At 41.8% G+C, this 17,710-nt stretch carries 17 protein-coding genes; 9 read left to right on the top strand and 8 right to left on the bottom strand.

Translation table 11 applies throughout. The features are described 5' to 3' along the window. Positions 1-84: 84 nt before the first annotated feature. From OCU78_RS09775 to sodB, 3 genes are all read right to left on the bottom strand, one after another. Positions 85-768 (bottom strand): SDR family oxidoreductase, encoded by a 684-nt coding sequence (locus tag OCU78_RS09775; RefSeq protein ID WP_137374649.1) that lies wholly within the window; start codon positions 766-768, stop codon positions 85-87. Positions 769-1,035: 267 nt separating this feature from the next. After that, entirely contained in the window at positions 1,036-1,539 is a 504-nt protein-coding gene (locus OCU78_RS09770) for a VC2046/SO_2500 family protein (protein ID WP_137374648.1), read from the bottom strand. A gap of 141 nt (positions 1,540-1,680) precedes the next feature. After that, a complete protein-coding gene (gene sodB / locus OCU78_RS09765) occupies positions 1,681-2,265 on the bottom strand; it encodes a superoxide dismutase [Fe] (protein ID WP_137374647.1) in 585 nt (194 codons plus the stop codon). Positions 2,266-2,528: 263 nt separating this feature from the next. Between sodB and OCU78_RS09760 the strand changes: the two genes are divergently transcribed. Beyond that, complete coding sequence (locus tag OCU78_RS09760) at positions 2,529-2,864, top strand: Grx4 family monothiol glutaredoxin (RefSeq protein WP_137374646.1); 336 nt, start codon at positions 2,529-2,531, stop codon at positions 2,862-2,864. A gap of 107 nt (positions 2,865-2,971) precedes the next feature. Continuing rightward, a complete protein-coding gene (locus OCU78_RS09755) occupies positions 2,972-3,592 on the top strand; it encodes a DsbA family protein (protein ID WP_137374645.1) in 621 nt (206 codons plus the stop codon). A gap of 105 nt (positions 3,593-3,697) precedes the next feature. On the opposite strand, the gene rrtA is transcribed toward OCU78_RS09755, so the two are convergent. Continuing rightward, a complete protein-coding gene (gene rrtA / locus OCU78_RS09750; RefSeq protein ID WP_240701772.1) occupies positions 3,698-4,252 on the bottom strand; it encodes a rhombosortase in 555 nt (184 codons plus the stop codon). Between the two features lie 9 nt (positions 4,253-4,261). On the opposite strand from rrtA, the gene OCU78_RS09745 reads away from it, so the two are divergent. After that, positions 4,262-4,861, top strand: coding sequence for a tRNA-uridine aminocarboxypropyltransferase (locus tag OCU78_RS09745; protein ID WP_137374643.1), 600 nt, complete (start codon positions 4,262-4,264; stop codon positions 4,859-4,861). A 63-nt stretch (positions 4,862-4,924) separates the two neighbouring features. Here the strand turns inward: OCU78_RS09745 and OCU78_RS09740 are convergent, their stop codons facing one another. From OCU78_RS09740 to OCU78_RS09730, 3 genes are all read right to left on the bottom strand, one after another. After that, positions 4,925-6,250 carry an anti-phage deoxyguanosine triphosphatase gene (locus tag OCU78_RS09740; protein WP_137374642.1) on the bottom strand — a complete coding sequence of 442 codons (1,326 nt, stop codon included), beginning with the start codon at positions 6,248-6,250 and terminating at the stop codon, positions 4,925-4,927. A 64-nt stretch (positions 6,251-6,314) separates the two neighbouring features. Continuing rightward, complete coding sequence (gene yfbR / locus OCU78_RS09735) at positions 6,315-6,899, bottom strand: 5'-deoxynucleotidase (RefSeq protein ID WP_137374641.1); 585 nt, start codon at positions 6,897-6,899, stop codon at positions 6,315-6,317. A gap of 170 nt (positions 6,900-7,069) precedes the next feature. Then, positions 7,070-8,287, bottom strand: a complete 1,218-nt coding sequence (locus tag OCU78_RS09730) for a pyridoxal phosphate-dependent aminotransferase (RefSeq protein WP_137374640.1) — start codon at positions 8,285-8,287, stop codon at positions 7,070-7,072. Positions 8,288-8,505: 218 nt separating this feature from the next. Here OCU78_RS09730 and OCU78_RS09725 point away from each other — a divergent pair, with 218 nt between their 5' ends. From OCU78_RS09725 to menE, 6 genes are all read left to right on the top strand, one after another. Continuing rightward, positions 8,506-9,813 (top strand): isochorismate synthase, encoded by a 1,308-nt coding sequence (locus OCU78_RS09725; RefSeq protein ID WP_137374639.1) that lies wholly within the window; start codon positions 8,506-8,508, stop codon positions 9,811-9,813. Then, a complete protein-coding gene (gene menD / locus OCU78_RS09720) occupies positions 9,810-11,537 on the top strand; it encodes a 2-succinyl-5-enolpyruvyl-6-hydroxy-3-cyclohexene-1-carboxylic-acid synthase (protein WP_137374638.1) in 1,728 nt (575 codons plus the stop codon). The genes OCU78_RS09725 and menD overlap by 4 nt, the downstream gene beginning before the upstream one ends. A 9-nt stretch (positions 11,538-11,546) precedes the next feature. After that, positions 11,547-12,377, top strand: coding sequence for a 2-succinyl-6-hydroxy-2,4-cyclohexadiene-1-carboxylate synthase (gene menH, locus OCU78_RS09715; RefSeq protein ID WP_137374637.1), 831 nt, complete (start codon positions 11,547-11,549; stop codon positions 12,375-12,377). 47 nt (positions 12,378-12,424) lie between these two features. Further along, complete coding sequence (menB, locus tag OCU78_RS09710) at positions 12,425-13,291, top strand: 1,4-dihydroxy-2-naphthoyl-CoA synthase (RefSeq protein ID WP_137374636.1); 867 nt, start codon at positions 12,425-12,427, stop codon at positions 13,289-13,291. A gap of 97 nt (positions 13,292-13,388) precedes the next feature. Next, positions 13,389-14,387, top strand: coding sequence for an o-succinylbenzoate synthase (menC, locus tag OCU78_RS09705; RefSeq protein ID WP_137374635.1), 999 nt, complete (start codon positions 13,389-13,391; stop codon positions 14,385-14,387). Between the two features lies 1 nt (position 14,388). After that, positions 14,389-15,927 (top strand): o-succinylbenzoate--CoA ligase, encoded by a 1,539-nt coding sequence (gene menE / locus OCU78_RS09700; RefSeq protein WP_137374634.1) that lies wholly within the window; start codon positions 14,389-14,391, stop codon positions 15,925-15,927. A gap of 171 nt (positions 15,928-16,098) precedes the next feature. On the opposite strand, the gene nagE is transcribed toward menE, so the two are convergent. Then, positions 16,099-17,544: an N-acetylglucosamine-specific PTS transporter subunit IIBC gene (nagE, locus tag OCU78_RS09695; RefSeq protein ID WP_180033743.1), complete on the bottom strand. Its 1,446-nt coding sequence runs from the start codon at positions 17,542-17,544 to the stop codon at positions 16,099-16,101. Positions 17,545-17,710: the final 166 nt, after the last annotated feature.

The following is a 17,710-nucleotide window of genomic DNA, read 5'->3' as shown; positions in this document are numbered from 1 at the left end:
GAAAGGTTGGGGCTTTTTTTGTTTTTACAAAGCGGCTATAACGTGAATTTTAACGTCTCTGTTTATTATCTAGCATTCGTGCTCTTACACCTCGGCAGCAACCACCCGTCCGCTAAAGTAATCATTAGAGACTATGTATTCAGTCGTTCTGGTTAACTCGTCTTGAATTTGAGCCCAATGGTACTCATCAAGTTTGGCGTCAGAGTTATGAATTGCGGGAATCACTCCTCCCACACGAATGTTGAAAGGGGTAAGCTCTTTTGCCCAACTGTGAGTAAACCCTGCGACCATAGAATTGGCATTTTCTAACCCAGAGAAATCATGAAAATCGTCATGGGATATCACATTGACGATGACACCTTCTTTATTGGCTTTTCGTAATCTTGCAGCACTGATCTGCCCAAAAGAAAAAAGTGTGGAAGCCATAGTGGATAAGTCTTCCATGAAGGAATGGTCGTGATGTTCACTGATTAAGCTGGGCATAGGTGAGCTAGTCCAATTATTTACAAGCACATCTGGCGTGGTATTAAATTGCTCTTGAATGAAATCAAATAACGCCTGAATAGTTTCATTACTATAGGTAGAAATAGGGTAGCTATATACGGAATCGGACAACTTTGAGCATTGAATGTACGTTGCTTGTAAATTATCTGGGTCGTTGTCGCATAACACAACGGTTGCCCCTAAGTTCACAAAATGATTGGCAATTGTACTTCCGAGCAATGACCCTGCAGATGTCACCAGTATGATTGAGCTTTTAATTTCCATCCCAAAACCTAAGCAATGTTAAACGTCGAATAAGAATGGGTTAATTTTCGTAAGGGTGGTGTGAATTAGTTCAAACTAAATTAGATGGAAAAAGAAGATTTGATGAATTTGGCTACTACTCACACTATTGGCGAATAAATGAGCAAAGTTTCATATTTAATGTATGGAAAAAGAGAAGGAGGCTGCTCTTTAATTAGAGAGTTAGACAATAATCAGCATACAACAAATTATGATAATTGCTCGATAGCAAGGCTCAAGACAAACTAATCAAGCTTGCACTTGGATTTGATGCATACGATGAGCTGTTGAAAGCTGGTTATATAAAGTTGCATTAGGTAGATCTGGGGCTTTCTTGTTTGCCAATTTACGGCGATCGTGCCCCGACAAGTTTTGGTAAACCTCTTCAGGGAAGTCGTAAGTATCTTCCGGCATGTAAGCCAGAACTTCAGGTTTTAAGTAGTGGCTGAGCTTTGCGCTCGCAATGCTTGCTTGGTGAAAACCAGCAGATTGCTGCGCAGAAATATCGTAAGACGATTGATCTGAACGAAGTTGTTGTGGTTCAGGGACGCCAAATTGCAGCCGTAGACGATTTTCACTGGTATCTAATTCATCAATGGCTTCAACGGGAGTGTGGTCTCGTACATCATTAGAAAACATAGAAAGCAGCAACGCAAAATCAGCACGGCGACCTTGTTCAACCGCATGGCTGATCCCAGTCCCGAACTTGAGTTCGTTGATTATTCCGGCTTTATCTAAAGTGTGTATTTGCATGTTGCCTCTCGTTTGATACATCTATAACGGCAACGAGAAGGTGAACTTTAGAGTTATTTTACTGAAAAGTAAGCAGATATAAAAAAGCTCATGCACAAGGCATGAGCTTAAAAATTCAGCGTTTAATCCAGACGAATTGGATTACTTAGCTAGGTTCTCTTCTACGAAAGACCAGTTTACTAGGTTCCAGAATGCAGCCATGTAGTCAGGACGAACATTGCGGAAATCGATGTAGTAAGCGTGTTCCCATAGGTCAACAGTTAGAAGTGGAGTAACACCTTCTTCTGTTAGAGGAGTTGCAGCGTTAGACGTGTTAACGATGTCTAGAGTGCCATCTGCTTTTTTAACTAACCAAGTCCATGAAGAACCGAAGTTGTTGATTGCAGAATCTGTGAATTTTGCTTTGAATTCTTCGAAAGAACCAAATGCAGAATTGATTGCTTCAGCAACAGCGCCAGTTGGTTCGCCGCCTGCTTTAGGAGCAAGACAGTGCCAGTAGAACGTGTGGTTCCAGATTTGAGCTGCATTGTTGAAAACGCCGCCAGTAGAAGTCTTGATGATTTCTTCTAGAGTTTTGCCTTCAAACTCAGTACCAGGGATAAGACCATTTAGCTTAACAACGTAAGTGTTGTGGTGTTTACCGTGGTGGAAATCTAGAGTTTCTGCTGAGATATGTGGTTCTAGTGCGTCTTTAGCATAAGGAAGAGCTGGTAATTCAAATGACATTGCTCGATTCTCCGTTTAGGTGAAAGTGCTAACTTTCGATTGCTTCCAATGATTATTATTTTTTAGTCAAAGCTGACTTGCGATTTATTTTAGCAAGTTTTTACTTTATTAAAAGCTTATTCAATGACTTTTGCATGAAATTAATCAATTTTGCGCAAAAATTTGAATTGCACAAATAACCATACCTTTTATGTGCTTTTTATTCTCATTCATTGGGGTAGAATGAGATCAATGAATGCAGTCAATCCATTAACGAGGAAGCAATGGAAACTATCGATAAAATCAAACAGCAAATTGAAGAAAATACCATTCTACTTTACATGAAAGGTTCTCCTAAACTGCCTAGTTGTGGTTTTTCTTCACAAGCATCTCAAGCACTTATGGCGTGTGGTGAGAAATTTGCTTACGTAGATATTCTACAAAACCCTGATATCCGTGCTGAGCTTCCAGCTTACGCACAATGGCCGACATTCCCACAACTATGGGTAGATGGCGAGCTTATCGGCGGTTGTGACATCATTCTAGAGATGTTCCAAAAAGGCGAACTTCAGCCTATCGTTAAAGAAGCTGCTGCAAAAGTTGCTGGCGACGAAGCTTAAAAACGTTAAACTGAGTGACACGTTAATTGTAAAGGAGCCTTTGATTGGCTCCTTTTTTATTGCTTTGGTAAAATACTCCAATAGTTAAGTATCAACAGGTATAGATCATGATTGTTAAACTTCATTACGTGCACGACCCTATGTGCAGTTGGTGTTGGGGCTATAAGCCAACATTAGAACTACTAAAACAACAACTTCCAGCGAGTATTGAATTCAACTATGTTGTTGGTGGGTTAGCGCCTGACTCTGATGAGCCAATGTCGGATGACATGAAGCAAAAGCTACAAGCTATTTGGAGGCAAATTGAAGCGAAGTTAGGCACCGAGTTTAATCACGAGTTTTGGACTAAATGCCAGCCAGTTCGCAGCACATACCCTGCATGTAGGGCTGTTATTGCTGCGGGTTTTCAAGACCATTATGAAGCGATGTTAGAGGCGATTCAGCATGCTTATTACTTACGTTCAATGCTGCCTCATTCTGAAGAAACTCATAAGCAGCTAGCGGAAGAACTTGGTCTAAATGTTCAGCAATTTACGACTGATTTATCCAGTAAATTGTTAGAAGGGGAGCTGGATGACCAATTAAGCTTTAAGCATGCTATTGGCGTTCATTCGTATCCAACCCTTATGCTTGAAGTTAATGAGATTTTCACAGAGGTTGAATTGGACTATCAATCAACTGAGACGACGCTGCGCTCTATCAGAAATATCTTACAAGCGAGTTTATAATTGAAAGGTCGACTTGAAATGGTTGGTTCTAATATTTGAAGTCGACATTCCCCATCTCTCTGAAAATAATTTAGCATTCTAGGCAAATGCAGTGCAGATCTATCATCAGTCTTTCGCTGGTATGCTTTGGGCTTTTCTATAGGCACAAGGTAATGCAAGTGCTATTCCGGTTAATGTTCCTGCTAGATGAGCCTCAATGGCAACCCGAGCATCAATCATACTGCTGGTGGTAGCTGATGCTCCATATAACTGTTCCCAGCCTACTTTTACGATTACCCCGGCAACAAGTACCCAGCTAGATTTTCGTCCTTCAATCGCTTCCTTTAAAGCAAATAAAGCAAAGAGCCCATGCAAGGTGCCTGATAATCCAACATAAAGTTTAATATCAGTCGCTAATAAAGCGATACCTGTTGCCAAACTGATCAGGAGTAATGCCGTGATAAGCTGATTTCTATTCGGAGAGAATAAAAAGCAAATTCCGCTAAGTGCCGCCAAATTCATTAGTAAATGCGAGATGTTGGTATGTGAAAAGTTTCCTGTTAGGATCCGCCATAACTCACCATCAAAGATCGCGCTTTTGTCCCAAATAACCCATTGCTGAAAAATATCTATTTGGAAGATTACACATAAAAGTGTCGTAAAAACTAAAACAGGGTACACATCAATTCCATGTATCGTTATTGCCAAAAATGCAGCAAGGCTACTAAAGCTTGTATTTGTGAGTGGATCTCGCCAATCCGTTCTAATGTTGAGCTTATCATTCTTCAGCATCCTTCAGAAGAGCATCGGCCAATGGGCACAGCGAGGATCTTATCTTTATCGCTAAGTAATAGCGTGACATTTGTGGGCGAAGATTTTAGTGATCACGTTTCGTTAAATGAATTACTGGCAGAACAAGACGTTGAACATGTGATCCTTTATCCAAGTGACTCTTCAATGGAAGTGAAAGAAGCGGTTTCAGCCAATAAGAGAACGCGAATTATCTTATTAGATGGCACTTGGAAGAAAGCCTTCAAAATTTGGCAAGTATCTAAGAACTTACAAGGTTTGAAGACTGTACATTTACCTAAAGATTTAAAAGGTAACTATCGGATAAGAAAAGCGCCGAGTGAAAATAGTTTATCTACGGTTGAAGCCGGTTATCACTTACTGAACCAACTTGAACCGCAGAATGACTTTAATTCGCTGCTGGTGGCTTTTGATAAAATGATTCAATTTCAAATTGATCAAATGCCTCCTGGTGTATTTGAAAAGAATTACCTTTCTTAGCCATGATTACAGCATGCTCGTTTAGCTTCTTAGCTTTCGGTTAGAACTAAAGAGCAGTATTGGCTAAAAACCAGTGTGAGCTGAAAACAATTGCTGATGCATTTTCTGAGCAAGGTCATCCGTCATTGAAGATATATAGTCCGCTATGGTTCGCATTTGACCTGACTCATCGGTTTGTTTCAACCATTGCTCTTTTATTGTTAAAGGCAGCAGACGTTCAGGATCAGCGCTAAATGCTTCAAACATGTCCATGATGATTTGCTGGCCTTTGTATTCAATGATCTGAGCTTGTGGGATCTGAATAACGAATTGGCTAACAAAGCGTTTGAGCGTACTAAGCACTAGATCCATACTTGGCTCTAAATACGCATTATAAGCAAGTAGATCACTTTCAAATTTTTCAGGTACACGACTGATTGAAATACTGGTTAAGAGTGCATTGACGATTCCACCGATAGCATCTTTTCTGCGGTAATGTTCACCAGAAAACAGCATTTTAGTGATTGATTCTAAATGCTCGTTGACCCAAGGGTCGTTTGCTTCCATGAGGCTATTATGGACAGATTCTAGCCACTGTGACTTCGTGACCAGACCTAGAACAATCGCGTCTTCTAAATCATGAACACCGTATGCAATATCATCCGATAACTCCATGATTGAGCAATCAAGTGACTTGTACTTTGTTTTTTTATGCTGAGAGTCTTCAACTTCCACATCACGCATTTGGCTGAGTAAAGCTTTATCATTGTTTGATAATGGTGCAACAACCCAATCAAACAAGCTTTTATCTTGGTCATAAATGCCTTTAGCGGGCATCCAATCTTTAGCCCTAAGCTGTCTTTGGTGCTTAACTGGTTGCGGCTTGAGTTTAGCTTGAACTTTACTTAGCAGGGCTGGATATTTGATAAGCCCAAGTAAGGTACGACGCGATAAATTCATCCCATGGTGCTCAGTATAGGGTTCTAACCGAGTCACAATTCGAAATGTTTGAGCGTTACCTTCAAAACCGCCATGGTCACGCATCATATAATTTAGAGCGACTTCACCACCATGACCATAAGGTGGGTGACCAATATCATGCGCTAAGCATATTGAATCAATAAGGCTGTCAGAAGGAAGCAGGTCTCGGAACTCAGGCTGCTTCTTTTTAAGCTGAGCCACAATACCCGTGCCTAACTGCGCAGCTTCAAGTGAATGAGTCAGGCGAGTACGGTGAAAATCATTAACCGCAGTTCCGTGGACTTGAGTTTTGGCTTGTAAGCGACGAAATGCAGCCGAATGAAGAACGCGGGCGCGATCTCTCTGATACGGGCTGCGGTGGTCATCTCTTCTTATTTTATGTTCATCGTCATTGCGATGTTGCCATTCTGGGCTGATTGAAAAGTCCAAATCATCACCTATCAATTTGATTTTATTAGGGCTATTGCCTCTGATATCTCCAACTTATACTCAGCTAGCTGATTTCGTCTAGCGATAATTCAAAACTAGGGGCAAAAGTCGTTAAAAAATAGGTTAACTCTGGGCTTTTACGCTGTTCTAGTGTTTCTTCTAAGCGACGTTTGGCTTGCTCGAATTCATGGTTACCTGCGCTGAGCTCTTCCAAACACTTAAGGTAAGCGCAGATAGTATCTGCCTGTTTAACTATGGATTGCTCTTCATTACTTACAGAGCCAGATATTAGAAATGGCGCAAAGTCATCTTGAAAATCTTCTGGGACCATGGAAAGTAATCGTTGCTCGGCGGCAGCTTCAATTTTTTTGTATTCTTGTGCAATATCAGGGTTGTAGTATTTGACAGGAGTTGGCAAATCACCAGTCAGAACTTCACTTGTATCGTGGTACATGCCAAGTAATGCAATGTGTTCCGGGTTAAGTTGACCTCCGAATTTTTTATTCTTAATAACCGCGAGGGCGTGGGCGACAAATGCGACCTGCAAGCTGTGTTCTGAAATGTTTTCTGTAGATACGGAGCGCATTAATGGCCAGCGTTGAATAAGCTTCATTCGAGCAAGGTGAGCAAAAAAATGGCTTTGAGTCATAATGATCCCTTTAAAATGCAATGCACTTTTGATGCTGAGTAGTAGATACAAAAAAGGTTCCTAATTAATAGGAACCTTTTAAGCATAGAAGCCAATGATTACAATTTAAAGCCTTGTTAAAACAAGTGATTATAATTGTTCATACTGGCTTATGGCTTCAAAGTCTAAAGCTAGTCTTGGCGATAAGTCGATAAGAAACGTTCTAAGCGTCCAATTGCCGTTTCAAGATCTTCGATGTGAGGTAAAGTCACAATTCGGAAGTGATCGGGTTTTGGCCAGTTGAAGCCGGTTCCTTGTACAAGCAATACTTTCTCTTGTTTAAGGAAGTCGAGCACCATTTTTTGGTCATCTTTGATGTTATACATCTTAGTATCAATTTTAGGGAATAAGTACATTGCCCCTTTAGGTTTGACACATGATACACCTGGGATTTTATTAATAAGTTCCCATGCGCGGTCACGCTGCTCTAGTAGGCGACCACCAGGCAGTAGTAGTTCATTGATACTTTGATAACCACCTAAAGCGGTCTGAATAGCATGCTGCATCGGAACATTGGCACACAGTCTCATCGAAGCAAGCATATCCAAGCCCTCAACATACCCTTTAGCTAGGTGCTTAGGTCCTGTTAAGAACATCCAACCACCGCGGAAGCCACATACACGGTAGGCTTTTGATAAACCATTGAAAGTCACCATAAGTACATCTTCAGCGAGTGTAGAGATTGATGTATGTACAGCCCCGTCATATAAGACTTTATCGTAGATCTCATCGGCAAAAATTATTAGATTATTTTCGCGTGCGATATCAACGACTTTTAACAGGAAATCACGGCTATAAACTGCACCTGTTGGGTTATTTGGGTTGATTAAAACGATACCGCGAGTTTTTGGTGTAATTTTCGCGCGCATGTCATCCAGATCCGGATACCAATCTGCATCTTCATCACATAGGTAATGTACTGGCGTACCACCAGAGAGTGCGACAGAAGCTGTCCATAGTGGATAATCTGGAGCTGGAATAAGAACCTCATCACCGCTATCGAGCAAAGCTTGCATAGACATGACGATAAGCTCAGAAGCACCGTTTCCGATATATACATCTTCTACGTCAAGGTTGCGTAAGCCTTTTTTCTGATAATGCTGCACTACCGCTTTACGTGCTGAGTAAATACCCTTTGAATCACAGTAACCTTGAGAAGTCGGAAGGTTACGAATTACATCAACAAGGATTTCATCAGGGGCGTCAAAACCAAATGGGGCGGGGTTTCCTATGTTTAGCTTTAGGATTTTATGTCCCTCTTCTTCCATGCGCTTAGCATGTTTAAGTACAGGTCCCCTTATTTCATAGCATACACTGTTGAGTTTTGACGACATCCCGATATTTTGCATTGCCGATTTCCTGAAAATAATTTAAATACTTTATTAAAGTACCTTAAAATGAAGTTTGATAGAATAAAAATCTACAGAATGTGGTTTTTACGGATAAGCTTTGTTCGTTTTAAATCACAGGAATGTCGAAAAGATTTTATACATTCTTGATCTGAGTAGGGGCTACCCATAAAGTATCCAACTAATATAATAATAAATTAGATGTGAATGAGGTCGATTTGTCACATTTCCAGCAAACAGTCGCTTCTTTAATTGAACGAGTACAAAATTCTCAGCCTAACGAGGTAAGGTGCGTTGAAGTTTTAACGCATAAACCTTCGTTCGCATTTATTGAGTGGCTTCACGCTCAACCTTTATTTCCTAAGTTTTATTGGCAATCTCGTGATACTCGTGAAGAAGTCGTCGCGCTTGGTCAGATTCATACTTTTTCCGATCCTGCGCCCGCTTACGCTATTCTTGGTGAAGACCAGCGTATATGGGGTGGGCGGTCATTTGATGGTCATACCGATAAAAATCGTCGTTGCATGGGATCATTCTTCTTTCTCCCAGAAATAGAACTGGCTCGTTTTGATAATGAGTGGTCTCTTGCTGTCAATCTTATTGATGACCGTAAGCAAACCATCAAGGCTCTGAACAAACTGCAGCTTGATGCAGCATCACTTCCGCCTCTTTCTTCACATATTGATCGCATAGAGCACATCCCTGAGAAACCGCAATGGGGTAAGCTAGTAGACACGGTGCTAAATGGCATTGATGCTGAAGATTATAAAAAGGTAGTACTAGCTCGCAAAACAACGCTGACTTTAGATAAGCCGATTTGTGCTGCTCAATTACTGAAAGCGAGCTATTTGCAGAATCACCACAGTTTTCATTTCATGTTGGTACTGGATTCGAAACACAGCTTTATCGGGTCGACACCAGAGCGCCTATATAGCCGTCATGGAACTGAATTACATACTGAAGCACTTGCAGGAACGATTGGACGGGGTGATAACGCTACTCAAGACATGGAGCTTGCGAACTGGTTATCTCAAGATACAAAGAACCTCAATGAAAATCAGTATGTCGTTGATGACATTATTGAACGCTTAACACAGCATTCTCACTCTGTTGATGTGGAACAAGAAGCAAGATTGGTTCGGCTACGTAAAGTTCAACATCTGAAAAGAAATATTCATGCTCAATTAAAAAGTGGTGTGAATGGGGTGCAACTATTAGCTTCCTTACAGCCGACAGCGGCAGTTGCTGGCTTACCTCGTAAAGAGGCGATAGACTTTATTCTAGAAAACGAACCCTTTGCACGTGGTTGGTACGCCGGTTCTGTCGGTTTTATTAGCCACCAACGAGCAGAATTTTGTGTCGCAATCCGAAGTGCTCTAGTGGTTAATGATCAAGTTCAATTATTTGCTGGCGCAGGGATCGTTCCAGGGTCCGTCGCTGAGCATGAATGGCAAGAGTTAAATAAGAAGGTCTCTACACTATTGAGCTTGATTTCAGATCACCCACCGCTGGGGGTTGCTTCATGATTTATGATCAAGCCGTGGTTAATCGAATTTGGTGTGACACGCTTTTAGAAGAACTTGTACGATGTGGAGTGGAGGATGTTTGTGTGGCTCCCGGCTCTCGTTCGACGCCATTAACATTGGAAGCAGAAGCTAATTCGGGCCTAACTTTACATACGCATTTTGATGAACGTGGTTTAGGTTTTTTTGCGCTTGGTCTTGCGAAAGCCAGTAAAAAACCTGTCGCGGTCATTGTGACATCAGGGACCGCGGTTGCGAATCTTTTGCCTGCGGTTGCTGAAGCGGGACTTACTCGTGAAAAGTTGATTTTGCTGACCTCAGATAGACCGACGGAATTAATCAATTGTGGAGCGAATCAGGCGATTCAACAGCAAGGGATTTTTTCATCTCACGTTGAATCGGCTTTGAATTTACCCAGCCCATCGTTGCAGGTTCCTCTCAACTGGTTACTGACATCAGTAGATCAACTCGTGAATAAACAAGCCTCTGCTGGCGGGGCTATCCATATCAACTGCCCATTTCCTGAGCCTTTGTATTCAAATAATGAAAAAGTCATGTACGAAGACTACCTACAGTCGGTGCATAATTGGAAGAAGAGCTTAATAACCTACACAAACACGGTTTTTTTCAAAACTTCAGCTTCAAACACGTCCGTCCAAGCCAGCGATTACGCGTATCAAAAAGGTGTAGTAGTGATAGGTTCTGTAGACGTTAAGGAAGCGGAAAAGGCTCTGGATTTTGCGAAGTCACTTGGTTGGCCTGTGTTTTGTGATCCTCAGTCTGGTATGAATAGCGATTGGGCACATTACGATCTTTGGATGCAGAACAAGCATGCACAGCACCTTTTAGCGGACTGTCAGTTTATCTTACAGTTGGGTGAGAGAATCGTTTCCAAGCGTTTGAACCAGTGGATCAAGCAACAAGCCACGGAGTTTAATTCAGAGCAGTATGTTGTCATCTCTCCCGAAACTCATCGCATTAATCAAGATCACCTTCCTCAAACCCATATTGTCTCTGGTATCTCACAATGGCTGAGTGCTCAAAGTACACCTAGCTTATTAAAACCTTCAGCCGGTTGGGGGGATGAGTTAACGCAGCTATCACGATCAATAAGTGAACTCACGCTCGCTCAGTTAACCAGCAATGACCAGCTGACGGAGCTGTCAGTCGCTGCTGATTTGTCTGCTAGAGTTATTGGTAGAGATGTTTTTATTGGTAATAGCCTAATTGTACGACTTATCGATATGCTGGCTCGCTTAGACAAAACACAAGTTTTTACTAATCGTGGTGCGTCAGGAATTGATGGTTTGGTCGCGACTGCTGCTGGGGTCATATCAGCAACGCATAAGCCACTTTTGATGTTGATTGGCGATACATCACTGCTTTATGATTTAAATTCTTTAGCTTTACTCACGCACGTAAAAACGCCAATGGTGATTGTTGTTAATAATAACGATGGCGGTGCTATTTTTGATTTGTTACCTGTTCCAGAGCAGCAAAAGCAGGCACTTTATCAAATGCCTCATGGGTATGATTTCGAACATGCAGCTCATCAATTTCAATTGCAATATGCCAGTCCAGAAACGCTATCTAGTTATCAAAATAAGATTGAAGAGCACTTTTCTAATGGCAGCGGCGTGCTTATTCTTGAAGTAAAGACACCTGCAGAGCAAGCTTCTAGCTTGTTAAAACAGTTCAATGTAATGCTTAAAGAGGCATTAATCTAAGGAGTTGACATGCTTTACTCTACTTATCACCCCACTTTAGATGAAGAATCTAAGAAACCGTTGCTTGTGTATCTACATGGTCTTTTAGGAAGTGGGGATGATTGGAGTTCATGCCACCCATTTCTTTCTGATTTCCCACAGGTATGTATTGATCTTCCTGGTCATGGACAAAGCCGATTTGTTGATTCAATCGGCTTTGATGATTGTTGCCAAATGATAGCGACAAGTATCGAATTTCAGATAACGCAACAAGGTCTGCCTTCACAATACCCAATCGTCTTGATTGGGTATTCTTTAGGTGGGCGACTGGCAATGTATGGGATGACTCAATCGGTCTTTAAGCATCTAAATATTCAAACTGTGATTATTGAAGGTGGTAACTTCGGTTTAGATAACGATGAAGATAGAGCGCAAAGGTTAGTGCATGATACGCAGTGGGCTGTTAGATTTGCACAGCAATCAATTGAGCATGTTCTAGACGATTGGTACCAGCAAAGTGTTTTTTCTTCACTAAATCATGAGCAAAGACAAACTTTAGTGATAAAGCGAAGTGGTAACCTTGGAGTATCCGTAGCAAATATGTTGTTATCTACTTCACTTGCTAAGCAACCTGATTTACGTGCTACATTGAAAGCGTGCACTCCTAAGTTGCATTACATTTGTGGCAAAAAAGATCGTAAATTCATTGAACTAGCTGCGGGTAGTGGTTTTGATTATAGCGAAGTGGATCATGCCGGGCACAACGTTCATTTTGAACAGCCTGAGCTATTTACAGACTTAATCAAACAGTATTGTGGAGGCGGCTCAACGCCTGATAATCACCACAACAAGACTAATTAATCAGACCATGGTTTTCTGTGGTCTTTTAAAGAACAATGGGAATCACCATGGCAAAAACAGTAGGCATAACCGAAGAAGAACTTTACGCAGCCGTTAATTGGAATGATGCGAGCGGTGAGTATGAAGATATTCAATACCATAAATCTGATGATGGTATTGCAAAGATCACTATTGCTCGCCCACAGGTTCACAATGCATTCCGTCCCCAAACCGTGAAAGAGATGATTAATGCTCTTGCAGATGCACGCTACGATGAGAAAGTCGGTGTGATCATCCTAACGGGCTTAGGTGAGAAGGCGTTCTGTTCAGGTGGTGATCAAAGTATCCGTGGCGACTACGGCGGTTACCAAGATGACACAGGAACACACCACCTAAACGTTCTTGATTTCCAACGCCAAATTCGAACTTGTCCAAAACCTGTTATTGCCGCTGTTTCTGGCTGGGCAGTTGGTGGTGGTCATGTGCTTCATATGATGTGTGACTTAACGATTGCTGCTGAAAATGCACAGTTTGGTCAAACCGGTCCTAAAGTAGGTTCGTTTGATGGCGGTTGGGGCGCTTCATACATGGCTCGTATTGTGGGTCAGAAAAAAGCTCGTGAGATCTGGTTCTTGTGTCGTTTCTATGATGCTCAAGAAGCCGTTGATATGGGCTTAGTGAATACTGTTGTTCCTGTAGAAGATTTAGAAAAAGAAGCAGTACGTTGGAGTCGTGAAGTATTACAACACAGCCCAATGGCATTACGTTGCTTAAAAGCCGCTTTAAATGCTGACTGTGATGGTCAAGCAGGTTTACAAGAGCTGGCTGGTAACGCGACCATGATGTTCTACATGACAGAAGAAGGTCAAGAAGGGCGCAATGCCTTCAACGAAAAACGTCGTCCTGATTTCGATAAATTCCCTCGTAACCCTTAATCCCTATTTACTTCAAAGTGTCTACACTTAGATGGCTTTTCTTAAGAGTGACTTATTCGGTCGCTCTTAATTTCTTTATTTCTCTTTAGGAACTCCTATGAACTCAGATCGTCAAGCTACTCTGTACCGTTTTCGTTTGCCTATGGATAGCGGTGTTATTCTTAGAGACAGCAAGCTCACAGAGCGAACCGGTTACATCATAAAACTGGTAGAAGGTGGTCTAGTTGGCTATGGCGAAGTTTCCCCTTTGCCTGGGTTTAGTCTTGAAAGCTTAGAAGACGCTGGGATTCAAACTCAAGAATTTTTAGAGCGTTGGGTATCAGGGGGGCAATTATCTAATTTAGATGAACTTCACCCTTCAGTGGCTTTTGGTTTGTCTATGGCTGAGCTAGAGCTAAATAAGCAATTGCCAACAGAGGGCAATTACCAAGCTGCTCCGCTTTGTTCAGGAGACCCTGATGAGCTGATCCCCACTCTGAATGAGATGAAAGGCGAGAAAGTCGCTAAAGTAAAAGTCGGGTTGTATGAAGCCATTCGTGATGGAATGCTCGTCAGCTTATTTCTTGAATCAATTCCTGATCTGACTTTGCGTCTTGATGCCAATCGCGCTTGGAAGCCTGAGAAAGCAAAGCAATTCATTAAGTATATCTCACCATCTTTGCGTCAACGCATTAGTTTCATTGAAGAACCTTGCATGCAGCCAGAAGCGAGCTTGGCGTTTGCTATTGATAATGGCGTTGCTATTGCTTGGGATGAGACGTTGCAAGAATTGGTGAAACAAGCCGATTTTGAACTGGATTCTTTAACTGGCGCAAAAGCGATTGTTATTAAGCCAACTTTGATTGGTTCTGTTGATCGCTGCGTTTCGCTTATCAAAAGAGCAGAACAACTAGGGATGAAAGCGGTGATCAGCTCTAGTCTCGAATCTAGCCTTGGTTTATGTCAACTTGCTCGCTTAGCACAGCAGCACTTGCCAAACGAAGTCCCTGGGTTAGATACCATCGGGTTATTTAAAGCTCAACTGGAAGTTACGTGGCCTGGAAGTTTACTCCCAGTAACACCTCTTGAATCGCAAGAGATCGTGTGGCGTTCGTAGTATGAATTCTGCTTCCCATTCGCTCATTTATACTTCTTCACTATGGGAGAATTGGTCTCATAGTGAACAGCAACGTTGCGCCTTAGATACACCTAATAAGCGATACAGCTGGGGAGGTGTTCAGCACTTGGTGAATGAATATGTGGCTTGTTTAAATCAGCAAGGATTAAAAGAAGGGAATGTCCTTACTATAATCGGGAAGAACTCAAGCGAACAAGTGATCACCTTATTAGCGTGTCTGAAAATGGGGGTTATTGCGGCGTTTGTGATGCCGCAACCAGAAGTTAAACTTCAGCAAAAGCTCGATACGCTATTTGCGAAAGAGCAGCCTATCTATGTGTGGAATACTTCTTCTAAAAATCCCTACTTAGCTCCACAGGTCACCGTGGTATCACTTCCAAAGCTAGATGACATCTCCTTGAATCCCGTTAGAGAATTAAAGTCGTCTATTGATGAGCATAGACACCATCGTTTAACTACTTCTATTTCTTCATCTGTAGCTATAAATACCACTCATTTATCTACGATTGTTTTTACGTCGGGCTCGACTGGAAATCCCAAAGCAGTGGTACATACCGCAGATCAGCATCTTGCTTCTGCAGGTGGTTTACTTAATGGCTTTTCTTACGAACACTCGGATACCTGGTTACTGAGTTTACCGATGTATCATGTGTCTGGCTTAGCCATTGTATTTCGCTGGTTAAGTGCTGGCGGGTGTTTGAAAGTAGGGATTGGGCATTTAGAAGAAGATATCAAAGGTTGCACACATGCTTCTTTGGTCGCTACTCAATTACAGCGTTTACTCAGTGCTGAATATCCATTACAACTGACTCATGTACTATTAGGTGGCAGTCATATTCCAGAGTCATTAGCAAAAGAATCTAACGTCCAAGGTATTGAAACTTGGCTTGGTTATGGAATGACAGAAGCAGCCTCAACAGTGACTGCTCGTGCAATTTCCAGTGATATGACGAATCAAAAAAAAGAATTGAGTCAAACTGAAGAGTCAAACACGGCTGGTTCTATTTTAGATTACCGAGCAATCAAGCTGGTGGATAAAAGAATCTTTATCGGCGGAAAAACACTCGCTAGTGGTTACTACCATCAAGGGTGCGTTTCACCTTTGACTGACTCTGAAGGTTGGTTTGACAGTAAAGATTTGGGTGTTTGGGTAAATGACCAACTGAAAGTGATTGGACGAGCGGATAATCAATTTATTTCTGGTGGAGAAAACATTCATTGTGAAGAAATTGAAAGAGCACTTAATCAGGTGGCTGGTGTAAAGCAGAGCTTTATTGTTCCTGTTGAAGATACGGAATTTGGCTTTAGACCTATAGCGATTATTGATTGTAATGAGCTCGAAAGTGATAGTTGGTATACAAAGCAATTAAATGATGTCATTGAACGTTTCAAACACCCAGTTGAGTACTATCAAATGCCAAAGTTAGAGCAGCAAGGCATAAAGGTTTCGAGAGCCCAGCTGGCACAATGGCTTAAAATAGAGCGTGAAAAAGCCAGTGATACTAAAGCAGTGAATTGAAATAAACTGATGAGTGTGGCTAATTGATATAAAACGAAGCGCAATCACGGTGACTAATCGGAATTGCGCTTCAGGGGGTTGTGATGGAAGTGAAACCATCACAAATTCTTAGAACTTTTATTTATTGTTCATGCTAACCATTAGCTGTGTACATACTTATTGTTGATAGTGTCACGCTAGAGCTTTCTTCATTTGGTCGGCAACTTTATCGACTTTTCCTAATCCAATAATGACTTGCAGTCCACCTTTCCCAACGGGTACTACGCCTGCTGCACCTAACTTTTTCAACTTGTCGCTGTCTGCTACTGATGAGTCTTTTACGGTTAGGCGTAAGCGAGTAATACAGTTATCTACTTCTAGAATATTGTCTGCACCACCAATGGCTTCGATATAACTGTTTGTTAAGTTAGCAAGAGCCTCTGGGGTTTCAGATTCTTCTGCCGCCGCCATTTCTTCGCCACGACCAGGTGTTTTTAAGTTGAACTTAATGATTGCGAAGCGGAATATGCAGTAATAAAGCGCGAAGAACACAACGCCTTGAATCAGCAACATATACCAGTTAACCGCTAATGGATTCTGGCTAGAAAGCACTAAATCTACGAAGCCTGCCGAGAAGCCAAAGCCTGCCATCCATTCCATGCTTGCAGCGATATACAGCGATAAGCCTGTTAAAACTGCGTGAATTAAGAAAAGTACTGGAGCTAAGAACATAAAGCTAAATTCTAATGGCTCAGTAATCCCTGTGAAGAAAGAAGCCATTGCTGCCGCTAGCATAATCGCGAAGACCTGGTTTTTATTCTTAGCATCAGAACAGTGGTACATAGCAAGAGCAGCAGCCGGTAAGCCAAACATCATGATTGGGAAGAATCCCGCTTGATACATGCCTGTCTTTCCAGGAATACCTGTTCCGTTAGCGATGGATTGAGCGCCACCTAAGAAGTTTGGAATATCGTTAATACCGACAACATCAAACCAGAAAACAGGGTAAAGCGCGTGGTGCATACCTACAGAAAGGAATAAGCGGTTAAAGAAACCAAATAGACCAGCGCCAATTGCGCCCATACCTTCAAGCTTGATACCCAAAAGAATTAAAGCATCGTAGATTGCAGGCCAGATGTATAAAAGAGCAAATGAAAGTGCCATACCTGCAATTGAGGTCAAAATAGGCACTAAACGTTTACCACTAAAAAAAGCTAATGCTTGAGGAAGTTCAACGGTTGAATAACGGTTATATATTTCAGCAGAAATAATACCGACAATAATACCGATGAATTGATTACTGATCTTACCAAAAGCTGCAGGTACTTCACTCAGCTCAACATTCATCAATTGCCCAACAGAACCCGGTGATAGTAAGGTTGTTACGACTAGGAACATCACGAAACCTGAAAGAGCAGCTGAACCATTTTTGTCGCGGCTTAACCCAAAAGCAACACCAACGGCAAATAGTACCGCCATGTTGTCGATGATTGCTCCCCCAGACTTGATGAGAAATGCAGCTAGGATACTTTCTGAACCCCAACCAACCGGATCTAGCCAGTAGCCAATCCCCATCAAAATTGCCGCAGCAGGTAATGTTGCCACTGGAACCATCAGTGCTTTACCTACCTTCTGCATATACCCAAGTATATTCATAAATGCCCCTAAGCTTGTTATTAATTTTTTTAATGACCCTGCAGATGAATAATGATGTTCAGTTTTGTTCAATGCAGGGTTTTAAGTAACTGCAACTATTAGAAACTTATTTATTGGTGCAAACAAACGAAACGAGTAGTAGGATGGA

This window comes from Vibrio gallaecicus (assembly GCF_024347495.1).
GTDB lineage: Bacteria > Pseudomonadota > Gammaproteobacteria > Enterobacterales > Vibrionaceae > Vibrio > Vibrio gallaecicus.
The sequence above is the reverse complement of the archived record's forward strand: the minus strand, read 5'-3'. Positions and strand labels throughout refer to the sequence as shown.

What these genes read in the sequence shown, in the direction of transcription:
- OCU78_RS09745 (WP_137374643.1), top strand. Translation starts at nt 4,262, where the DNA reads ATGTATCGTTATTGCCAAAAATGCAGCAAGGCTACTAAAGCTTGTATT.
- OCU78_RS09770 (WP_137374648.1), bottom strand. Translation starts at nt 1,539, where the DNA reads ATGCAAATACACACTTTAGATAAAGCCGGAATAATCAACGAACTCAAG.
- yfbR (WP_137374641.1), bottom strand. Translation starts at nt 6,899, where the DNA reads ATGACTCAAAGCCATTTTTTTGCTCACCTTGCTCGAATGAAGCTTATT.
- OCU78_RS09755 (WP_137374645.1), top strand. Translation starts at nt 2,972, where the DNA reads ATGATTGTTAAACTTCATTACGTGCACGACCCTATGTGCAGTTGGTGT.
- nagE (WP_180033743.1), bottom strand. Translation starts at nt 17,544, where the DNA reads ATGCAGAAGGTAGGTAAAGCACTGATGGTTCCAGTGGCAACATTACCT.
- sodB (WP_137374647.1), bottom strand. Translation starts at nt 2,265, where the DNA reads ATGTCATTTGAATTACCAGCTCTTCCTTATGCTAAAGACGCACTAGAA.
- menH (WP_137374637.1), top strand. Translation starts at nt 11,547, where the DNA reads ATGCTTTACTCTACTTATCACCCCACTTTAGATGAAGAATCTAAGAAA.
- OCU78_RS09775 (WP_137374649.1), bottom strand. Translation starts at nt 768, where the DNA reads ATGGAAATTAAAAGCTCAATCATACTGGTGACATCTGCAGGGTCATTG.
- menD (WP_137374638.1), top strand. Translation starts at nt 9,810, where the DNA reads ATGATTTATGATCAAGCCGTGGTTAATCGAATTTGGTGTGACACGCTT.
- OCU78_RS09760 (WP_137374646.1), top strand. Translation starts at nt 2,529, where the DNA reads ATGGAAACTATCGATAAAATCAAACAGCAAATTGAAGAAAATACCATT.
- menC (WP_137374635.1), top strand. Translation starts at nt 13,389, where the DNA reads ATGAACTCAGATCGTCAAGCTACTCTGTACCGTTTTCGTTTGCCTATG.
- menE (WP_137374634.1), top strand. Translation starts at nt 14,389, where the DNA reads ATGAATTCTGCTTCCCATTCGCTCATTTATACTTCTTCACTATGGGAG.
- OCU78_RS09730 (WP_137374640.1), bottom strand. Translation starts at nt 8,287, where the DNA reads ATGCAAAATATCGGGATGTCGTCAAAACTCAACAGTGTATGCTATGAA.
- menB (WP_137374636.1), top strand. Translation starts at nt 12,425, where the DNA reads ATGGCAAAAACAGTAGGCATAACCGAAGAAGAACTTTACGCAGCCGTT.